General features: G+C 70.7%; 17 protein-coding genes and 3 pseudogenes. 8 read left to right on the top strand and 12 right to left on the bottom strand.

Annotated elements, in window-relative coordinates:
- Positions 1 to 2: 2 nt before the first annotated feature.
- The 3 genes from ACFY0P_RS25930 to ACFY0P_RS25940 all read right to left on the bottom strand — a co-directional run bounded on the left by ACFY0P_RS25930 (position 3) and on the right by ACFY0P_RS25940 (position 2925).
- On the bottom strand, positions 3 to 398 hold the full coding sequence (locus tag ACFY0P_RS25930; protein WP_388917564.1) for a hypothetical protein: 396 nt from the start codon (positions 396 to 398) through the stop codon (positions 3 to 5).
- A gap of 185 nt (positions 399 to 583) precedes the next feature.
- On the bottom strand, positions 584 to 2104 hold the full coding sequence (glpK, locus tag ACFY0P_RS25935; protein ID WP_388917567.1) for a glycerol kinase GlpK: 1521 nt from the start codon (positions 2102 to 2104) through the stop codon (positions 584 to 586).
- 53 nt (positions 2105 to 2157) lie between these two features.
- Positions 2158 to 2925: an IclR family transcriptional regulator gene (locus tag ACFY0P_RS25940; RefSeq protein ID WP_388917570.1), complete on the bottom strand. Its 768-nt coding sequence runs from the start codon at positions 2923 to 2925 to the stop codon at positions 2158 to 2160.
- A gap of 201 nt (positions 2926 to 3126) precedes the next feature.
- Here ACFY0P_RS25940 and ACFY0P_RS25945 point away from each other — a divergent pair, with 201 nt between their 5' ends.
- The gene (locus ACFY0P_RS25945) at positions 3127 to 3552 is read left to right on the top strand and encodes an ATP-binding protein (protein ID WP_388917573.1); all 426 of its coding nucleotides are present in this window, start codon (positions 3127 to 3129) and stop codon (positions 3550 to 3552) included.
- 57 nt (positions 3553 to 3609) lie between these two features.
- Here ACFY0P_RS25945 and ACFY0P_RS25950 read toward each other — a convergent pair whose 3' ends face one another.
- From ACFY0P_RS25950 to ACFY0P_RS25960, 3 genes and pseudogenes are all read right to left on the bottom strand, one after another.
- Positions 3610 to 4914, bottom strand: coding sequence for a PP2C family protein-serine/threonine phosphatase (locus ACFY0P_RS25950; protein WP_388917576.1), 1305 nt, complete (start codon positions 4912 to 4914; stop codon positions 3610 to 3612).
- Between the two features lie 99 nt (positions 4915 to 5013).
- Positions 5014 to 5769: an IclR family transcriptional regulator gene (locus ACFY0P_RS25955; RefSeq protein WP_388917579.1), complete on the bottom strand. Its 756-nt coding sequence runs from the start codon at positions 5767 to 5769 to the stop codon at positions 5014 to 5016.
- A gap of 124 nt (positions 5770 to 5893) precedes the next feature.
- Positions 5894 to 6064: pseudogene (locus ACFY0P_RS25960) on the bottom strand (ROK family protein); the annotation flags it as partial.
- A 160-nt stretch (positions 6065 to 6224) separates the two neighbouring features.
- On the opposite strand from ACFY0P_RS25960, the gene ACFY0P_RS25965 reads away from it, so the two are divergent.
- The 4 genes and pseudogenes from ACFY0P_RS25965 to ACFY0P_RS25980 all read left to right on the top strand — a co-directional run bounded on the left by ACFY0P_RS25965 (position 6225) and on the right by ACFY0P_RS25980 (position 9864).
- Positions 6225 to 6902 carry a ThuA domain-containing protein gene (locus ACFY0P_RS25965; protein WP_388917582.1) on the top strand — a complete coding sequence of 226 codons (678 nt, stop codon included), beginning with the start codon at positions 6225 to 6227 and terminating at the stop codon, positions 6900 to 6902.
- On the top strand, positions 6887 to 8011 hold the full coding sequence (locus ACFY0P_RS25970) for a Gfo/Idh/MocA family protein (protein WP_388917585.1): 1125 nt from the start codon (positions 6887 to 6889) through the stop codon (positions 8009 to 8011). Before ACFY0P_RS25965 ends, ACFY0P_RS25970 begins: the two co-directional genes overlap by 16 nt.
- Before the next feature lie 110 nt (positions 8012 to 8121).
- A pseudogene (locus ACFY0P_RS25975) lies at positions 8122 to 8556 on the top strand (sugar phosphate isomerase/epimerase); the annotation flags it as partial.
- 219 nt (positions 8557 to 8775) lie between these two features.
- Complete coding sequence (locus ACFY0P_RS25980; protein WP_388918172.1) at positions 8776 to 9864, top strand: DUF6424 family protein; 1089 nt, start codon at positions 8776 to 8778, stop codon at positions 9862 to 9864.
- Between the two features lie 150 nt (positions 9865 to 10014).
- On the opposite strand, the gene ACFY0P_RS25985 is transcribed toward ACFY0P_RS25980, so the two are convergent.
- Positions 10015 to 10275, bottom strand: coding sequence for a hypothetical protein (locus tag ACFY0P_RS25985; RefSeq protein WP_388917588.1), 261 nt, complete (start codon positions 10273 to 10275; stop codon positions 10015 to 10017).
- A 266-nt stretch (positions 10276 to 10541) separates the two neighbouring features.
- A complete protein-coding gene (locus ACFY0P_RS25990; protein WP_388917591.1) occupies positions 10542 to 11537 on the bottom strand; it encodes a hypothetical protein in 996 nt (331 codons plus the stop codon).
- 259 nt (positions 11538 to 11796) lie between these two features.
- On the opposite strand from ACFY0P_RS25990, the gene ACFY0P_RS25995 reads away from it, so the two are divergent.
- On the top strand, positions 11797 to 12591 hold the full coding sequence (locus ACFY0P_RS25995; RefSeq protein ID WP_388917594.1) for a leucine-rich repeat domain-containing protein: 795 nt from the start codon (positions 11797 to 11799) through the stop codon (positions 12589 to 12591).
- A 229-nt stretch (positions 12592 to 12820) separates the two neighbouring features.
- Here the strand turns inward: ACFY0P_RS25995 and ACFY0P_RS26000 are convergent, their stop codons facing one another.
- From ACFY0P_RS26000 to ACFY0P_RS26015, 4 genes and pseudogenes are all read right to left on the bottom strand, one after another.
- Complete coding sequence (locus tag ACFY0P_RS26000; RefSeq protein ID WP_388917597.1) at positions 12821 to 13804, bottom strand: zinc-dependent alcohol dehydrogenase family protein; 984 nt, start codon at positions 13802 to 13804, stop codon at positions 12821 to 12823.
- Positions 13805 to 13918: 114 nt separating this feature from the next.
- On the bottom strand, positions 13919 to 14491 hold the full coding sequence (locus tag ACFY0P_RS26005; RefSeq protein ID WP_388917600.1) for a TetR/AcrR family transcriptional regulator: 573 nt from the start codon (positions 14489 to 14491) through the stop codon (positions 13919 to 13921).
- Between the two features lie 174 nt (positions 14492 to 14665).
- Positions 14666 to 15071 (bottom strand): annotated as a pseudogene (locus tag ACFY0P_RS26010) (MFS transporter); the annotation flags it as partial.
- A gap of 359 nt (positions 15072 to 15430) precedes the next feature.
- A complete protein-coding gene (locus ACFY0P_RS26015) occupies positions 15431 to 16261 on the bottom strand; it encodes an oxidoreductase (RefSeq protein ID WP_388917603.1) in 831 nt (276 codons plus the stop codon).
- Between the two features lie 91 nt (positions 16262 to 16352).
- Between ACFY0P_RS26015 and ACFY0P_RS26020 the strand changes: the two genes are divergently transcribed.
- Positions 16353 to 16922, top strand: a complete 570-nt coding sequence (locus ACFY0P_RS26020; RefSeq protein WP_388917606.1) for a TetR/AcrR family transcriptional regulator — start codon at positions 16353 to 16355, stop codon at positions 16920 to 16922.
- A 427-nt stretch (positions 16923 to 17349) separates the two neighbouring features.
- The gene (locus tag ACFY0P_RS26025) at positions 17350 to 17610 is read left to right on the top strand and encodes an NAD(P)-binding protein (protein ID WP_388917609.1); all 261 of its coding nucleotides are present in this window, start codon (positions 17350 to 17352) and stop codon (positions 17608 to 17610) included.
- The last annotated feature ends 395 nt before the right edge of the window (positions 17611 to 18005 follow it).

Below are 18005 nucleotides of genomic sequence, written 5' to 3' on the forward strand. Positions count from 1 at the left end.
GCTCACGCGCCGATGCCGGCGGCGGCCGCGATGTCGGGGTACCGGTCGAACGCGGGCCGCAGCATGGGCACCAGTTCCAGCACCTTGGCGACCCGGCCGCGGATCCGGAGCCGGCCCGTGGCGATGGCGACGGGCACCAGCAGCCGCCCCATCCACAGCGCGTGGGCCGTGTCGCAGGACATCCGGAGGGTGATCGCCGCCGGCCCCGTCTGCTCGTCGCCGACGCGGACACCGCCCTGTGGTGACACGAAGATCTCGCAGTCCGGCTTGGTGTGGACGAGCCGGACGGACAGCCCCTCCTGCCGGGCCCGCGCCACGAAATCGTCGTCCTCCAGCAATACGGTGAACAAAGTGCTGAAGACCTTCACGGCCATTTCACTGGACGGAAAAACGGACATGTTCCCCCTTCGCTCTTCTCTCGCTTCTCCTGCATCTCCTGCACGAAAGCGCCCGTGAAAGAACGTTAGGGGTCGTCCCGACCGGCTTCCACCGTGCCAACATAAGGCCGAAGGGAAGCAGAAAGGACACGGAAAGAAGGCGCGGAAACCGGGCGACGGAAAACAGATACCGGAAAGGAGAACGCTCAGGGAGACCCGGGCTGTCTGATCCAGCCCAGCGACCGTTCGACGGCCCGCTGCCAGTTGTCGTACTCCGACTCCCGGTGGCCGGGGTCCATTCCCGGCAGCCACCGGGCGGCCGGGTGCCAGTTGCGGCGCAGGACCTCGAGGTCCGGCCAGTAGCCCGCGGCGAGCCCGGCGGCGTAGCCCGCCCCCAGGGAGACCGTCTCGGAGACCATGGGCCGTACGACGGGCACGTCGAGCACGTCGGCGACGAACTGCATGAGCAGGTTGTCCGCCGTCATGCCCCCGTCCACCTTCAGCTCCTTCAGGGCCACGGCGGAGTCTGCGTTCATGGCGTCGACGACCTCACGCGTCTGCCAGCCGGTGGCCTCCAGGACGGCCCGGGCCAGGTGCCCGCTGGTGATGTAGGAGGTGAGCCCGACGATGACGCCGCGCGCGTCGCTGCGCCAGCGGGGCGCGAAGAGACCGGAGAAGGCGGGGACGATGTAGCAGCCGCCGTTGTCCTCGACGCTCCGCGCGAGTGTCTCGATCTCCGGCGCACTGTTGATCAGTCCCAGCCGGTCGCGGAACCACTGGACCAGTGCGCCGGTGACGGCTATCGACCCTTCCAGGGCGTAGGCCGGCGGCCGGTCGCCGATCTTGTAGGCGACCGTCGTGAGCAGTCCGTGCCGGGACCGTACGACATCGGTACCGGTGTTCAGCAGCAGAAAGCTGCCCGTTCCGTACGTGCACTTGGCCTCGCCCGGGGAGAAGCAGGTCTGGCCGAAGAGCGCGGCCTGCTGGTCGCCGAGCGCGGCCGTGATGGGAACGCCGGGAAGCTGCGCGCTGGCCTCGCCGTAGGTCTCCGCGGAGGACCGGATCTCCGGCAGCATCGGACGGGGGACGCCGAAGAACGTCAGGAGTTCCTCGTCCCAGGTGAGCGTGTGGATGTTCATCAGCATGGTGCGGCTGGCGTTGGTGGCGTCGGTGATGTGCAGACCGCCGTCGGCGCCGCCGGTGAGGTTCCAGATCAGCCAGCTCTCCATCGTGCCGAACAGCACCTCGCCGTCCTTCGCGCGCTGTTCCAGGCCTTTGACGTGGTCGAACAGCCAGCGGATGCGCAGCGCGGAGAAGTAGGTGGAGGGCGGCAGGCCGCACCGGTCGAGGAAGAACTCCTCCCCGGGCCGGATCCTGAGTTCCTCGACCAGCGGAGCCGTGCGCATGTCCTGCCAGACGAGCGCGCGGCCCACCGGGGTGCCCGTACGCCGGTCCCAGAGCACGGTCGTCTCCCGCTGGTTGGCCAGGCCGATGGCGGCGACCTGGCTCGCGTCGACGGCCGTACCGGCGCCGGTCAGGACCTCGGACATCACCCGTCGCAGGTTGTGCCAGATCTCGACGGCGTCGTGCTCGACCCAGCCGGGCCTGGGGAAGTGCTGCTGGTGCTCCCGCTGCGCGACCGACACCAGCCGCCCGCCCTGGTCGAACAGGATGCATCGCGTGGAATTGGTGCCCTGATCGATGGACATCACATACCGTTCCACCATGATCGGGTCCGCCTTCCGAAGGGTCGCGGAGTGGGCGCGGGGGCGAGGGGGGATCACCAGCGGGCGGCTCCCAGGTCTCGGGAGATCGCTCTCGCGGCCTCCCGGATCAGTGTGATCAGGGCGGGCCGGGGCCGGCCCTGGCTGTCACAGATCCTCTCGACGGGACCGGACAGCCCGATGGCGCCGACGACGAGACCGCCGTGTCCCCGGATCGGCACGGCGAGCCCGGCCTCGCCCATGCTCATTTCCTGTACCTCGGTGGCCCAGCCCGCTTCCCGGACCTCGGCGAGCGCCCGGGAGAGCTGCTCCCGGGTGACCAGGGTGTGCCGGGTGTACGCGTCCAGCCCCGATTCCTCGGCGGAGTCGAGGGTCGCGGTCCCGTAGGCCAGCAGCACCTTGCCCAGCGAGGAGGCGTGCAGGGGCAGCAGCGCGCCCACGTCCAGGGTCTGGAGGGTGTCGTCCGGCCGGAACACGTGGTGGACGACCAGGACCATGCCTTCCAGCGGGGTGCCCAGGCGCACCGCCTCCCCGCTACGGGCGGCCAGGGCGTCCGCCCAGTTGATGGACCGGGACCGCAACTCGTTGACGTCGAGATAACTCGTGCCGAGGTGCAGCAGGGCGGCTCCGAGCTGGTACTTGCCGGTGGTCGCGTCCTGCTCCACGAAATCCACGTGCTGGAGCGTGCGCAGAATGCCGTGGGCGGTTCCCTTGGCCAGCCCGAGGGAGGCCGCCACCTCGCCGAGTCCGAGTCGGCGGGGCCCACCGGCGAGCAGGCGCAGAATCGCGGCCGCCCGTTCGATCGACTGGACCGGACCGGTCATGAAGCGAGCTTATTACCGTCTCGGCAGGTCTGCCGTGCGTGTGGAGGGCTGCGGCGGCACCCGGGTGAGGGGGGTCGTTCGGTAATGCCGACCCCCGTTCATTGACCCGACCCGGTGTGTCTCTTTAGCGTGCTTTGAGGCCTGCCAACGTGCCGAGGTGCGTGAGGCGGGGCCCATGGCACTGACCCCTGGAGACACGAGATGGCGGTACAGCTCAACACGCGGGTGCGGGAGGCAAGCGAATACGTCTTCCCGACGCCGCCCGTCGCCGGTGCCGTTCCGGACGTACGTCGACGGGCCGGCGCGGTCCTGGCCGCCTGGAAGGTGTCCCCGGACGTCGTCGAGGACGCGCTTCTGGTGGTATCGGAACTGCTGACCAACGCGATCGTGCACGCACTGCCCCCGGCGGTGCTGCGGCTGTCGTGGATGCGCGACGCCGGACTCGGCACCCTGCGCATCGAGGTCACCGACGCGGGTCCCGCGCGTACGGCGGGACAGCCGCCCGCGGGGATAGACCCGGACGAGCACGGCCGGGGCGAGGAGATCGTCCATGCGCTGGCCACCCGGTACGGCATCGAGAAGCGTCCGGGTGCGGTCACCCGATGGGCTGATCTCGTCGCGGTGTGAGAGGACGGGTGCCGATCTGGGCGCCCCTCCCGTCAGCGACCGGGTCCCGACGAGAACTCAGCGACCGGGTCCCGACGAGAACACGGCGGCCGCCCGCCTTCCCCTGTCCGGGCCGGCGGCGGACCGGGTGTGCGACATCACCGGGAGGAACTCGTAGCCGTCACGGCCATCCGGTTCCGTGACGGCCGTTCCCCGTGCCTCCGATGCGGACGGGACCGGCTCCGCCATGCCCTGCATGCACAGCAGGAGCAGTGCCGCGTCGTCGTGCAGCCGGCCGCCCACATGTGCCAGCAGTTCTTCGTGGACCGCGGTGAGGGTGTGTTCCGGCTCGCCGGACACGTGGTGGGCCAGCCTTTCGGCCAGCGGGTAGAACTCACGGGCCCGGTCGCGGGCCTCGATGACCCCGTCCGTGTAGAGCAGCAGCTGGTCGCCCTCGCCGAACGGCAGGATCTCCAGACAGGGGGGCTCGTCGACGAGGACCTGCAGCCCGAGCGGCGGAGCCGGGCGGGTGGCCTCGACCGCGGTCACGCCCCCTGACGCGGGTATCAGCAGCGGAGGCGCGTGTCCGCAGTTGACCACCTCGAGCTGCCCGGCACGCGGGTGTCCCACGACGATCGCGGTGACGAAGTCGTCGGGGCCGAGGTTGCGCGCCAGGCTCCGTTCGATCCTGCCGACGACGGCGAGGAGATCCGGCTCGTCGTAGGCGGCCTCGCGGAAGACCCCGAGGACGAGTGCCGCGATCTCCACGGCCGGCAGCCCCTTGCCGCGTACGTCGCCGACGATCAGCCTGACCCCGTGCGGGGTGGGCACCAGGGCGTAGAGATCACCGCCGATGCGGGCCTCCGCCGCCGCCGCGCTGTAGCGGACCGCCACCCGGAACGGGCCGACGGTCTCCGGGATGGGCTTGAGAACGGCGTGCTGGGCGGCCTCCGCGACCGAGCGGACGGCGGCGAGCACCCGCTCCCGGCGCCCGCGCAGTGCGCTGGCCAGGGCGCTCGCCAGGGTGACGGCCAGCAGTGCCGAGAGCACGGCCGCCAGCTCGTGCCCCGGACCCGCCTCCCTGACACCCAGGGCCGCGCCGAGCACCGCGGCGAGGAACCCCACGCACAGGACGCCTCGGGGACCGTTGGTGCTGGCGGCCAGCGCCGGGCCGGCCGCCAACAGCGGCAGCCAGAACATCCCGGACCCGCCGAAGAGGTCGAAGAGCGCGATGCCGGAGACGATCAGAACCGGCGCCACGGGCATCCCGGCGGCCAGCTGTGTGGCGGCCCGCCTGGGGACCGGTGCTCCAGGGCCGGCCACCGGTCTCCTGAGCGGCCGCAACGGCCAGTGGTTGCCACCATGGTCTCGCGCCTGCCTCATGTCTCCGTCCGCAATCCTCACCCAAGCGGGCCTTAAGCCCGACTTATCCGTTTCATCCAGGAAAAGGGGTACGGTCGGCGGGCCACAAGGCGAGGGATTTCAGATAGTGAGCGAGAGGCCCCGGGTCACGCGGTCCGCGATCGGGATCAGCCGGGCCCTGACCTCGGGGAGCCGGGAGAGCCGCTCCGCCGGGAGGGAGACGCCGAGCGAGCCGAGGACGTCACCGCGGTAGATGGGCACGGCGACGCACACCGTGCCCAGCGCGTACTCCTCGAGGTCCGTGACGGCCGGTGCCAGGGGGGAGGCGTCGATGTTCCGGAGCAGTTCCGGGAGGGTGGTGATGGTCCGTGGCGTCAGGTCGGCGAGATCGTGCCGGGAGAGGTAGTCACGGCGGGACTCCTCGTCCAGTTCGCGCAGTACGGACTTGCCCAGCGCGGTGGCGTGCCCCGCGTCCTCGAACCCCACCCAGAGGTCGACCCGGGGCGTGCGGGGGCCGTCGACGATCTCGGCGACACTGATCTCGCCCCCCTCGTAGAACGTGAGGTAGGTGGCGGTGCCCAGCTCGTCCCGCAGCGCGGCGAGCGTCGGCCGCACCCGGCTGAGCAGTGCCTGACTGTGCCCCGTGGTGTGCAGGGTCCCCAGCTTGTCACCGAGGACGAAGCCACCGTCGGCCAGCTTCCGCAGGTACCCGTCGTGGACCATCGTCCGCAGCAGGTGGTAGGCGGTGGCCAGGGGCAGGCCGGTCTCGCGTGCGAGCTGCTTCGCGGGCGCACCGTTCTCGTGTGCGCTCACCGCCTCCAGCAGACGGAAGGCACGCTGCACCGACATGATGAGCGTGGGCTCGTGAACGCTCATGCCACCAGCGTGCCCCCGACACCCGGCACGAGCAAGACGCGAGGCTCCCGCGACGGTCCGGGGTCGGGGACGCGAGGAGCCGGGCCGCGAGCGCGGTGCGGGCCGGGACCATGATCCAGCGGGCCACCGTGGTGAAGCAGCCGCCGAGGACGATCACGTCGGGGTCGAACAGCGCCGCGATTTTGACGCAGCCGGTGCCGACGTGCTCCGCGAGCCGGGCCAGTACGCTCAGCACCGTCCCGTCGCCCTGCCCGGCGCTGGACACCGCCCCCGGCACCACCGCGCTCCGGCCCACCCGCGAACTCCTGCGCCGCTACCACCCCGACACCCCCGGGACCGACGCCCCCCCGAGGGCTTCGGCACCCCGTACTCCCCGAGCCGCAGGCACGAACTCCTCGGCTTCACCGCCGAGCAGCAGCGGCGGGAGCACCTGACTCAGAAGGGACCAGCACACCATGACGGAGCAATCCGGGACGACACCCAAACACGCCCTGGTGGTACGCGGCGGCTGGGACGGCCACGTGCCGGTCCCGGCCGGCGACCGCTGTGCCGCCGCGCTCAAGGAGGACGGTTACGCCGTCACCGTCTCCGACACCCTGGACAGCTATCTCGACGCCGGGTTGCTGGCCGGTACCGATCTGATCGTGCAGTGCTGGACGATGGGCTCGATCACCGGCGAGCAGTCCGCCGGCCTCGCGGCCGCCGTACGGGCGGGCACCGGGCTCGCCGGATGGCACGGGGGGATCGTGGACGCGTTCCGCTCGGACACCCGGTACCAGCTCATGACGGGCGGTCAGTTCGTGCACCATCCACGGCAGTTCAGCACGTACGAGGTCCGGCCGCGGCCGGAGCACGCCGGGCACCCGGTGCTGGCCGGGATCGAGCCGTTCACCGTCACCACCGAGCAGTACTACCTCCACATGGACCCGGCCGTGGAGGTCCTCGCCGACTCCGTGTACGAGCCGGACCCGGACCACCCCGAACTCGACGGGACCGTGGTCCCGGTCGCCTGGACCCGTGGCTGGGGCGCGGGCCGGGTCTTCGTCATCACCGTCGGACACAACCTCGCCGACCTCGACGTACCCGAGGTCGACACCATGCTGAAGAGGGGCATGCGATGGGCGACCCGCTGAACCACCGTGCCAGCCGCCCGCTGCGGATCGGCCTGGTGGGCGCCGGCCAGATCAGCGGCGCTTACCTCAGGACCTTTCCCCAGCTGGGGAACCTGCGGCTCACCGCCGTCGCCGACCTCGACCTCGAGCGTGCCAAGGCCGCCGCGGCCGACGTCCCCGGCGCCCGGGCGCTGGCGCTGCCGGAGCTCTACGCGGCGGACGACGTCGACCTGGTGCTCAACCTCACCGTCCCGGCCGCCCATGCCGAGGTCGCCCATGCGGCGATCGCCGCCGGCAAGCACGTCTACGGGGAGAAGCCGCTGGCCGCCACCACGGCCGAGGCGCGCGCCCTGCTCCGGGCGGCCGAGCAGGCGGGGGTACGGGTCGGCTGCGCCCCGGACACCGTACTGGGCACGGGCGTCCAGACCGCACGGGCCGCCCTGGACGCCGGGGACATCGGCGCCCCGGTCGCGGCCACCGCGTTCATGACGACACCCGGCCACGAACGCTGGCACCCGGCGCCGGAGTTCTACTACCGGCCGGGCGGCGGCCCGCTGCTCGACATGGGCCCGTACTACCTCACCGCCCTGGTCACCCTCCTCGGCCCGGTCCGCAGGGTCACGGGCTTCTCCTCCACCGTCCGCGGCACCCGGACCATCGGCAGCGGCCCGCGCGCGGGCACGGACTTCCCTGTCGAGGTGGCCACGCATGTCACCGGGGTGCTGGAGCACGCGAGCGGCGCGCTCTCCACGCTGCTGATGAGCTTCGAGGTGTGGGCCGCCCAACTGCCCCGCATCGAGGTCTACGGCACCGCCGGCTCGCTGTCCGTACCCGACCCCAACGGCTTCGACGGTCCGGTGCGGCTCTTCCGCGCCGAGGCCGACGGCTGGGAGGACCTTCCCGTCCGCGGCGGATACGCCGGCGCCTCCCGCGGTTACGGCGTCTCCGACCTGGCCCGCGCCCTGTCCACCGGCACCCCGCACCGCGCGTCCGGGCAACTCGCCGAGCACGTGCTGGACGTGATGGAGTCGCTCCTCGCCGCCGGCGAGAGCGGCCACGCGGTGCGGATCACCAGCAACTGCGAGCGCCCCGCGGCCGTACCCGCGGGTGCCCGGCCCGAGGAGGCGTGAGCACATGAGTGGGACGACCCCACCCCGTCCTTCGCCGAGGCACTGCGCGTCCAGCGCGTCCTGGACGCCGTCGCCGCCGACGCCCGCACCGCCGGCGCCTGTTGGGCCGTGACCACCCCATCGACGAACACCACCAGGCGATCCTGCCCGCCCGGGTCTGGGGCGACGGAGAGGCCGGGAGAGTACGGCAGCGGGCCGCCGAGGAGATCAAGGACACCGCGCGGGCCGCGCCCGCCTTCGGCGTGCGGACCGCGGTCGGCTTCACCGGCTCCTCGATCCGGCACACCCTCGCCACGTTCCCGCCCGCCTCCGCGGAGATGATCGAGCGCGGCTGCACCGACTTCGCCGAGCGGTGGAACCCGATCCTGGACGTCTTCGACGCCGAGGGGTCCGCTTCACGCACGAAGGTGCACCCCTCGGAGATCGCCTACGGCTGCTGGACCCCGGTCGGCACCCTCGATGCGATCGGCCACCGCCCGGCCTTCGGCCTGAACTTCGCCCCCTCGCACTTCGTCTGGCAGGACCTGGAACCGGTCGGATTCCTCGACGAACCGGCCGGTCCGCGCCGCCGACGCGCCGGCCCGGGTCCGGGAGCTCACCCGGATCGAACCGCCCGGCGACTCCTTCGACTCGGCGTTCAGCCGGAAGTCCTGCCCACAGCCCCGGACAACGCCCTTCATGCCCGCCTCGGGACCACCGTGGAGGCCCGACACCGCCTCCACGGTGGCCGCACGCACTCCGTGCGGACCGAACAGGCCACCCCAGTGGACTCCGCGCTCCGAGCAGGCATCGCACAGTCGGCGCCGCGCACGCCGCCGCTGGTCAACGGGGCTGCCCGGCCGTTGATCGCTTCGACGCCGGGAACCAGCCGCAGTAAGCTGGTCGAGCAGAATGGCTCGGCAGATGGGACAAGGGGGGTTCGCCTCGCGAGCCGGGGAGCGGTCCGTGGGGCCGGGCCGAGGAGGCCATCCATGGCACAACCCGAACTCCAGCCCGGTGGCGTCGAATCCGAGAGTCATCCGTGGCACATCCGCCTCGTCGAACATCCGAAGCGGTTCGAATCAACGCACTTCCGTGCCGCCAAGGACACGGCGCACAAGATCCTCCGCCAGATGAAAGACGCCGACCTTCCCTACGGTCCCCGACCCGTCGGTCCGGGGCCGGGACCGAAAGGCTCCGAACGCTGGGAGATGCACCACGGCGGTAGCCTCTGGGTCAAGGGAGCCGACCACTGGCTGATGTTCCGTGCCAGGGTCGGCATCGAGTGGAGCATGCAGTTCTGCGCCGACCCCGCGAAGGTCGACCGGCTCCGCCAGGAGGCCGCCGAACTGCTCGCCGCCTTCCCTCTGACCCTGCCCGCCCTGACGCAACTGGGTTACGAGCAGGCCGAGGAACTGCTGCGTACGCCGATCAAGGACGCCGACGGGGTCGAGGCGTGGACCGACTCGCTGTTCAACTCGTGCGTGCCACTCAGCCACGGGAACCACCAGGGCATCCTCCCGAAGGTGCCCGGCGAACACCACTATCCCTGGCCGGTGAAGGGCGCGGACTTCGTCCGGTACGACGACTTCCAGCTGTGGGTGACACTGCCCGACGGCACCCACGGAGCCGTCGCTCCGGTGGACCGCCGCGGCTCGGGCGACGGGGCGGTCCGTCTGACCTTCGTCCCCGAGGGCAGCGAGGCCGCTCCATCGATCGCGGAGGCCGAGGACCGCAGGCTGATGGCCGTACTGCCGGCAACCAGCGACGTGGCCATGCAGGCCTTCGCCCGGCAGATACCTCCTGGCCGGCACACCGCAGCCGGTCCGCTTGCCACCGGTGCGACCCGGCGCAGCAGTCGTGCCCAAGGCTAGAACGGAGCACTGACACGCCCCGCGCGATCGTCGTCTGTCACGACGGCACGGGCTGCCCTCGGCACCGGCTCTGTCGGAACGCGAACTCCCGCTCGTCACAGCGCAGGCAACCTCCGCAGCCTCCCGCACCACCAGCCGGCATCAGATGATTCAGGAAGGCCGGCGGATCCCATGGCCGGCTGACGTGCGGGCGAACCAGGTCCGCGCCTCGTCTGCGGTCAGAACGCGAGTCGGCTCGACCGTGCCCGGGAGATGTGGGAAGAACCGGTCGGCGTTCCAACTGCCCTGGTACGTCGGCTCGTCGAGAACGAGCAGGCGACGCCCGTCGACCACGGGTATGCCGTCGGGCAGGCCCTCGTTCCAGATCCGCTCGCCATCCGGGCCGAGGAGTTCGAAGGCCCCGGTCGCCACTGTCCGGGGGCGTCCCTGGGCGGGCTCGGCCCCTGTGGCCAGGCGGACGCTCTCCCGGCTGCCGTCGCGACGGCAGCCAGTCCCGAAGGCGGACGGAGGTACGGCGTCCGCCGTGCAGTATCAGCGAGGACGTCTCCGTTGAGGTCACGCGGGCGCATCAGGCGACCTCGAGTCCGCAGAGGACCTTTCCACTCGCGTGCCGCGCCAGGGCGTCTGGCCCGAGGCTGCGAAGGCCGCACAGGGCCACCCTCGGCTTGACGTCTCCGTCAGGAAGCCATGAAATCGTTCTCGACGGCGGGGGCGATGCGGGTGAGCCAGCGCTCCGCCTCGTCCGCTCCCAGAACCCGGTCAAGGGTGAGGGTGGGGATCATGTTCTGGAAGACCCGGCCGACGCCCATGCCGTAGTGTCCGTTCGGTGGGTGCAGCACCAGCACGCGGGTACCGTCGAGCGGCTTGATGTCAGCGGGCACCCCTTCCGGGTGAACGTAGGCGCCATGGCCGTCGAAAAGGCGGAAACGCCGGAGCGCCGGATTGTCGGGGCCCAGGTACGGGTCAGCGTCCGTCGCCGCCGCGACCCACGAGCGGTCGGGGCGTTCCCCTGGAACCATGCCTTGGTCGGAGTCGCCGACAAGCCGATCCGCGAGGAGGGTGTGCAGCTGGAAGTTGTCCCCGACACCGCTCATCGTGAGGACATACCCCCTACGCGCAGGGGGGTGGAGGACGACCAGAGGCTCCTCGTCGAGGACGGCAGCCAGGTCTCTCACCCAGGCGGCGCGCTGCGACCGGTCGGCGACCGCTGCGGCGTACTCCCGCAGCTCGGCTTTGACCCGTGGGGGCACCGCCGCCCGGAAGGAACCGTGCCCCAGGACGGTGATCAGCGCCTTCAGCCAGTCCTCCATGTCGAACCAGGACATGGCGATCCGAGTCATGTCCCCTTTGTCCGGACGCCCTTCCGGTCTGGCCAGGGTGACAAGAGCCTGCACCAGCTCCGCTGTACTGCCGCTCACCGGTTCCGGCAACGGCCGCCCGGGAGCCGCTTCGGCCCAGCACCCCGGGACCAGACCGTTGAGCATCATCGCCTCCGCGGCGCGCTGCGGCAGCACGTCGGCCAACGCCATGGGGGAACCGCCCCACTCGACGCACGCCCCCGCCAGGACGGCCGTCTTGGCGAAGTCGCCCGCCAGACCCGGCAGCCACGGCGCAAGAGCCTCGACCGCGGCGGTCGCACTCGCGGGACCTCCCGCACGCGCAGTGTCTCCCACGCGCGACAACGCCCTCCGGTAGCCACCACCCGAACCAGACCTCATCTGGGCGACAAGCTCGTCAACAAGGTGGGTCATCTCCGAAGGCACGGCGGCACGCTAGCAGGGCGACGATCCCCACGCCGCAGTTGATGTCCGAGCCCCGTATCAGGGCACGGTGATCAGGTGCGGTGCGAGAGTCGTTCCCCCAGCTGCCAGAGCGGCGTTCGCCGGTGCTCGGACGGTGCAGTGCCAAGCACCGCGTCCCTATCGTTGCGCCATGACGGACGAACAGCTGCCTGCGCAGGTCTTCCCGAACCGCTTTCCCGAGGCGGTGGACTCCGCGCCCGGAGTGCCGCAGGACCGCTGCCACTGCTTCAACCAGGTCCGGGTGAGTCCGCCCGGCGCGGCGACGTCCTTCCACGCCGAGATCCAGGACACCAGCGCTCCGGGCTGGCTCCGGCTGCTGGAGCTGATCGAAGAGGCGGCGGCCGACGGGCGGGAGGAGTTCCGCCCGCTGCCGCAGCTGAGCCCTGAGGAGCGGCGGCAGATCGTGACGCTGCCGGCGTCGATCGGGCGGCTGACCGCGGTGCGCACCCTTGTGTTGTACGGAAGCAACCTGGTTCGGATACCTCCGGCGATCGGCGACATGACAAGCCTGGAGGAGTTCAGCCCCTACACGTCGCGACGGCTGCACTGGTTCCCGTACGAAATCACGCGCTGCGGTCGGCTGGTGAACAGCACGGTGAGCACGCGCTCGATCTTCGGCAACTACAAGTACCGGCCGCCCTTCCCGCGACTCCTCCCGCCCGGCGATACGGTCCTGGACCTCGGCAGCCTGACTCCCGCCCGCTGGGGCACCACCGCAACCCACACCTGCAGTGTCTGCACCGGGCCGATCCCGGCGACGGGCCCGCACCAGGCGTGGCTCTCCCAGGTGGTGGCGACCGACGTCCTGCCGCTCTTGGTCAACGCCTGCTCCCAGGCATGCCTCGACGCACTGCCCTCCGGGGCGAAGGGCTACATCCCGACACCTCATCGGGGCGGCGCCATCGAACAGCCTCCGCCGCGTTGACCGCCGTCACCGGGGCCCCGGGGCGGTGTGCTTCCCCCAGGAGGTCGACCTCCGTGCCGGAGTGCCGGCCTCGCCTCGGACATGCACCGGTGCCGAAGCCGGGACCGGTGGTCGAGTCACCGGTTGAGCCGAACCGCTTCCTCCGCCAGTGCCCCTGGACCGGGCGGATGTTCGTCGGTCGGCCGCGCTCGAGCGCATCTGCGGTCGGCCGGGAGCGGACGGACGAGTGTCAGTCGATGTCGATCACGACCTTGCCTTGGGCGGTGCCGTTCTCCACGGCCGCGTGGGCGTCGGCGACGGTGGCGAGCGTGAAGCGCCGGGGGTCGAGCAGGGGCCTGAGTGCCCCCGCGTCGGCGAGGGCGGCCGCCTCGCGCATGATCTCTCCATGGTGCTCCCGCCCGCGGCCGGTCAGCATGGGCAACAGGGTGAAGACACCGGAGTAGGTGGCTCCGCGGAAGGAGAGAGGGGCGATGCTGTGGGTTCCCCAGCCCAGGGCGCTCAGGACGTGGCCGGTGTAGGTGCGTGCCGCCGTGAAGGACGCGTCGAGTACCGGACCGCCGACGGTGTCGAAGATGACGTCGAAGCCCTCTCCCGCGGTGTACTTGGCGACGTACTCGTCCACGCCGGTGGTGGTGTAGTCGATCGGCGTCGCCCCCAGGCTCTTGACGACCTCCAGCCGCGCGGGCGACGCGGTGGCGAAGACCTCGGCGCCGCGGGCACGGGCGATCTGAACGGCCACGTGGCCGATTCCGCCGGCACCGCCGTGGATGAGGACCTTCTGCGCCGCATGGACCTGCGCCCGGTCGACCAGGCCCTCCCAGGCCGTGATGACGACCAGAGGCAGGGCCGCGGCCTCGCGCATGGTGAGCGAGGCGGGCTTGCGGGCGAGCAGACGGGCATCGACGGACGCGTACTCGGCGAGCGAGCCCTGCAGATCGCCGACGCCGCCGGTCATGCCGTAGACCTCGTCGCCGGGAGCGAAGTCGGTGACACCCGCACCGACTTCCTCGACCACGCCGGCAAGGTCCATGCCGAGCACGGCGGGCAGCGTGCGCTTGGCGTGGGCGGCTCTGCCGGCCCGGATCTTGGTGTCCAGCGGGTTGACGCCGCTGGCCTTGACCCTGACCAGGACCTGCCCCGGGCCGGCGGTGGGCTTCTCCACCTCGCTCAGGATCAGCGGAGTGTCGAACTCTTGCAGGACCACTGCGCGCATGCCTGCGCCTCTTTCTGTCTTGTCAGGTAGGTGTGGGGGCAACACGGCAAGGACTGCCAGGAAAGCTGAGGGCCGTGTCTGCCGGCCACTGCCCCACCGCGCGTCCGCAGGCGATCACACATGGGCGGCGACCAGCAGGCGCGCCGCGGATTTCGCCTCGTCCACGACGGTGCGGTCCTGGAGCAGGCGCCCGGAGGCCAGGGCACCGTCCATCAGGAGCCCGATGTGCCGGGCCAGCGACTCGGGGGTGCCGGCGCCGGCCTTCTCGCTCAGCTCGGTCAGCCACGCCTGACGGCGTCGGGTGTGCTGCACAGTGATGGCCCGGGCCTCCGAGTCCAGGTCGGCCTCGACCGCCGCACTGACGAACGGGCATCCGAAGAAGCCGTGCCGGTCGAAGGCGTCCGTCAGCGCGTCGAACACCCCGACGAGCTGCTCGCGGGGGTCGTCCCCCGCGCGTGCGGCGGCGCCCTGCAGTTGGGCCAGCCACGAGTCGTCCGTCCTGCGCAGGTAGGCCGCGACCAGCTCTTCCTTGGTGCGAAAGTGCACATACAGCGTCGATTTCGCGACGCCTGACGCCGCGATGACCTGCTCTATCCCCACTCCGCGCAGCCCGTTCGCATAGAACAGCTCGGCCGCCGCAGCGAGGATCCTCTCCTCGGACTTCGTCTTCCTGACCTGCGTCACCATGACCTGGCCTCCTTAATCGAACAGACTAGTACGTTCGATTAAGCCGCGCAAACGCAGCCCGGGCATGGAGGACCGGCACCCTTCGTCATGTGCGCGCTGAGCCCAGCCTGCACCGGCGTCAAGGCTGGTCCGGCGCCGGCGATCCTGGTGGTGACCTACTCGGCCCCCCTTATCGACGAGTGAGGGAAAGGCCGCGGCGAGCAGTGCGCCGAAGGCGCCCTGGAGGGCGCGGGCACCGGACATCATCGCCTCGTCGGTGGCCACGCCGCCGAGCGCGGAGGCTGCGGCGAAGCCGGTCAGGGGCCGGTGACGAAGGCGTGCTTGCGGCCCACAGGTCGGCGATCCGGCCGCCGAAGAGGAGGAGCCCGCCGAAGGCGAGGGCGTAGGCGGTGACGATCCACTACCGGTTTCCGTCCGAGATGCCCAGGTCCTGCTGGGCGGAGGGCAGCGCGATGTTCACGACGGTGGCGTCGAGCACGACCATCAGCTGGGCCACCACGATGAAGGCCAGGGCCTTCCAGCGGTTGGCGTCGGGGGCTCGGGAGGTATGGCCGGGAGCCGTCGCGGCTGTTTCAGACATGGAGGTACCCGCTTCGGGGCTCAGTGACAGAAAGGGCGATGTCGAGCGGGGACGGGATTGTCGGCTGGGACGGCCGGCAAGAGCCGACAACAGCCGGAGCGGTGACCGGCGGGGCTCCGCGGGGCGATGGCTGCGCAGACAGCGATCGTGTTCAGTGGGGCAGGTGGTGGGCGCGCTGCCCACCTGCAGAGAAGGGCCCGGGCCCGACGGCGGACCGGAGGGGGTGCGTCCGGCCGCCGGACCCGGGAGGTGCGCCGATCCCGTCCCCACGGATTCGGCGCGGGGGACCGCTCCCGCTCAGGGCGGTCCCGTCCTTGAGACGGCGCGAGGCCGTCCGAATCGGCCGCGGCGGCAGGCTGCTACTTGGGCATGCCCATGACGCGAGTGATGACGCCATCGAAGGCCCGATCGGACAGCACGCGCCGCATACCGATCATGGGGCGGGCGGCGAAGCCGGTGGCGTAGCGGGTCTTCGGACGGCGGGCGGTGACGGCCTTGCCGATCGCGTCGGCGATGACCTGGGGCGGGGAGCTGCGCTTGATGTTGGCTTCGGACCGCATCCCGGCCGCGACCGCTTCGGCCTGCTTGGCGTAGGCGCCGCCGCCGGAGATCTTCTCCACGTTGTCGGCGGCGATGCCGCCCCACTCGGTCTTGATGCCGCCGGGCTCGATCACGACAATGTCGACACCGAAGGGCTTGGCCTCCAGGCGCATCGCGTCACTGAGGCCTTCGAGGGCGAACTTGGTTCCGTGGTACCAGCCGCCCAGCGGAGTGTGGATCTTCCCGCCCATGGAGGTGACGTTGAGGATCGTGCCGGAGCGCTGGGTGCGCATGTGCGGCATGACGAGCTGGGCCAGGCGCATCGCACCGAAGACGTTGACCTCGAACTGGCGGCGGGCCTCGTCCATCGGCACCTCCTCGATGGAGCCGTAGGAGCCGTAGCCGGCGTTGTTGACCAGGACATCGATACGGCCGGTCTCGGCGACGATCCGGTCGATGCCGGCGCGCATGGAGTCGTCGTCGGTGACGTCCATGGCCAGCGGGCGGATGCCATGGTTGGCGAGCTGCTGGAGGCGGTCGGTGCGCCGGGCGGCGCCGTAGACGGTGTAGCCGAGGGCGTGCAGCTTCAGTGCGGTGGCCTCACCGATGCCGGAGGATGCGCCGGTGACGAGAGCGGTCTTGGTGGTCATACCGAATCCTTGGGGAGTAAGATGAACTACGGTTCAGGATTCATCATGAACCATGGTTCATGTTAGTGCAAGCCCCACCCGCAGGAGAGCCATGCCACAGACCCGAGCGCCACGGGCGGACGCCGTCCGCAACCGCAAGAAGATCCTCGACGCCGCCCGCGAGCAGATCACCGCGCATGGACCCGACGCCGGGATGGACGAGATCGCCGCCGCGGCAGGCGTCGCCGTCGGCACCCTCTACCGCCACTTCCCCACCAAGAACGACCTGGTCAGCGCCGTCATCGCCGAGCACCTCGGACACGTCGCGGAAGTCGCCGAAGCCGCCCGCGAACGCCTCGGCTCCGGCGCGCGCGCCATGGACGAGATCACCGACTTCCTCGCCTACGTCATCGAGGAGACCGCCACCAACCGCGCCGTGAAGGCGGCCGCCCGCACCCTCGGAGCGGATCCGGCCCCCGGGGACGCCGAAGCCCGCGCCGGTGCGGCGCTGGCCACCCTGATCCAGGCCGGACAGGCCGACGGGGACATCCACGAGGACGTCACCGTCGACGACATCTACCTGCTCTTCAACACCGCGCCCACCGACCAGCCACCCGCCACCCGCACCCGCTGGCTCGCCCTGGTCCTCACCGGCCTGACCACCCACACCCGCAGCACGTAGACATACTTGTCCGCTACAACCGGGACACTTGTCCCGTTTACCTGCCGAGCCGGAAGGCGCCTCATGCGTGCGGACGCCCAGCGCCAGCGCGTCCTGGAGGCTGCTCTGGCCACGGATCTCTGAGGTGGAGGCCGCCGTTGGGTCCGCAGCACCGCACTGAGCGGCACCGACGCTATGCGGACTCGCCCAGGTCGGCATGAGCCTTTCGCCAAGATCCACCGAAGCCGGTACGCGCACGCCTGCATGGATCGGAGGAGCCGACTCCAGGCGAATACCACCTGGCACTTCGGTTCTGTTCCCCACCCGACTCCGCTTGCGACTCTGAGAGAGGTTGGTGCTGCACGCCGCCCGGCGAAGACGCCTTCTGTATCACCGTCGATGGTGCCGAGTAAGGGCCATGACGCGCTGGTCGGGAACGACGCCCAGGATGACTGGGACACCGGCCGCGGACGTACTCGCGATTGGCGGTGGGTTCGCAGGGGTGACCGCGGCACGGGCACTGTCGGCCGCCGGCTACTTCGTTCACCTCGTCGAGGCGAGGGACCGCCTGTGTCCGACCAGCACGGTACGGGAGGCCGCAGGTGACAACAGGTGCGCCAACGGGGCAATCTCCACAGCCTCCTGCACCACCAGCCGGCACCAAAGCATGGGCTCACACCACATGGGGCGGCGTTGCGGCGATTCCTAGCCCGGGCAGCACCCAAAGCACCCCCGTCCCCGCCCGGAAGTGACCCGATACGACCGCACCCGCAGCCCCCACCCCCACACGTCGCGAGATGCGGAAGGTCGTCACGGCAAGCCTCATCGGCACCACCATCGAGTGGTACGACCACTCGTTCGATCGGAGCCAGGACCTGCGTTTTGACTGATCTTGGGCGTTCGAGTCAGCACCGGACCGGCACCGGGATCTCCCTGTGGCGGTAGAGGCTCTGTGGGGGGTTGTTCCAGGACAGGCCTTGTGATCCTCCAGCTGGGCTCGATGTGGACAACCCGGTGGACATCACCGGCGACAAGGCCGCCCGGACCAAGCCGTTCACGTCGCGAAGAAGCATGTCAACAAGCCGATCGCGTCCGTCCGCGCGG

Origin of the sequence: Streptomyces sp. NPDC001714 (assembly GCF_042892755.1) — a bacterium.
Classification (GTDB): Bacteria; Actinomycetota; Actinomycetes; order Streptomycetales; family Streptomycetaceae; genus Streptomyces.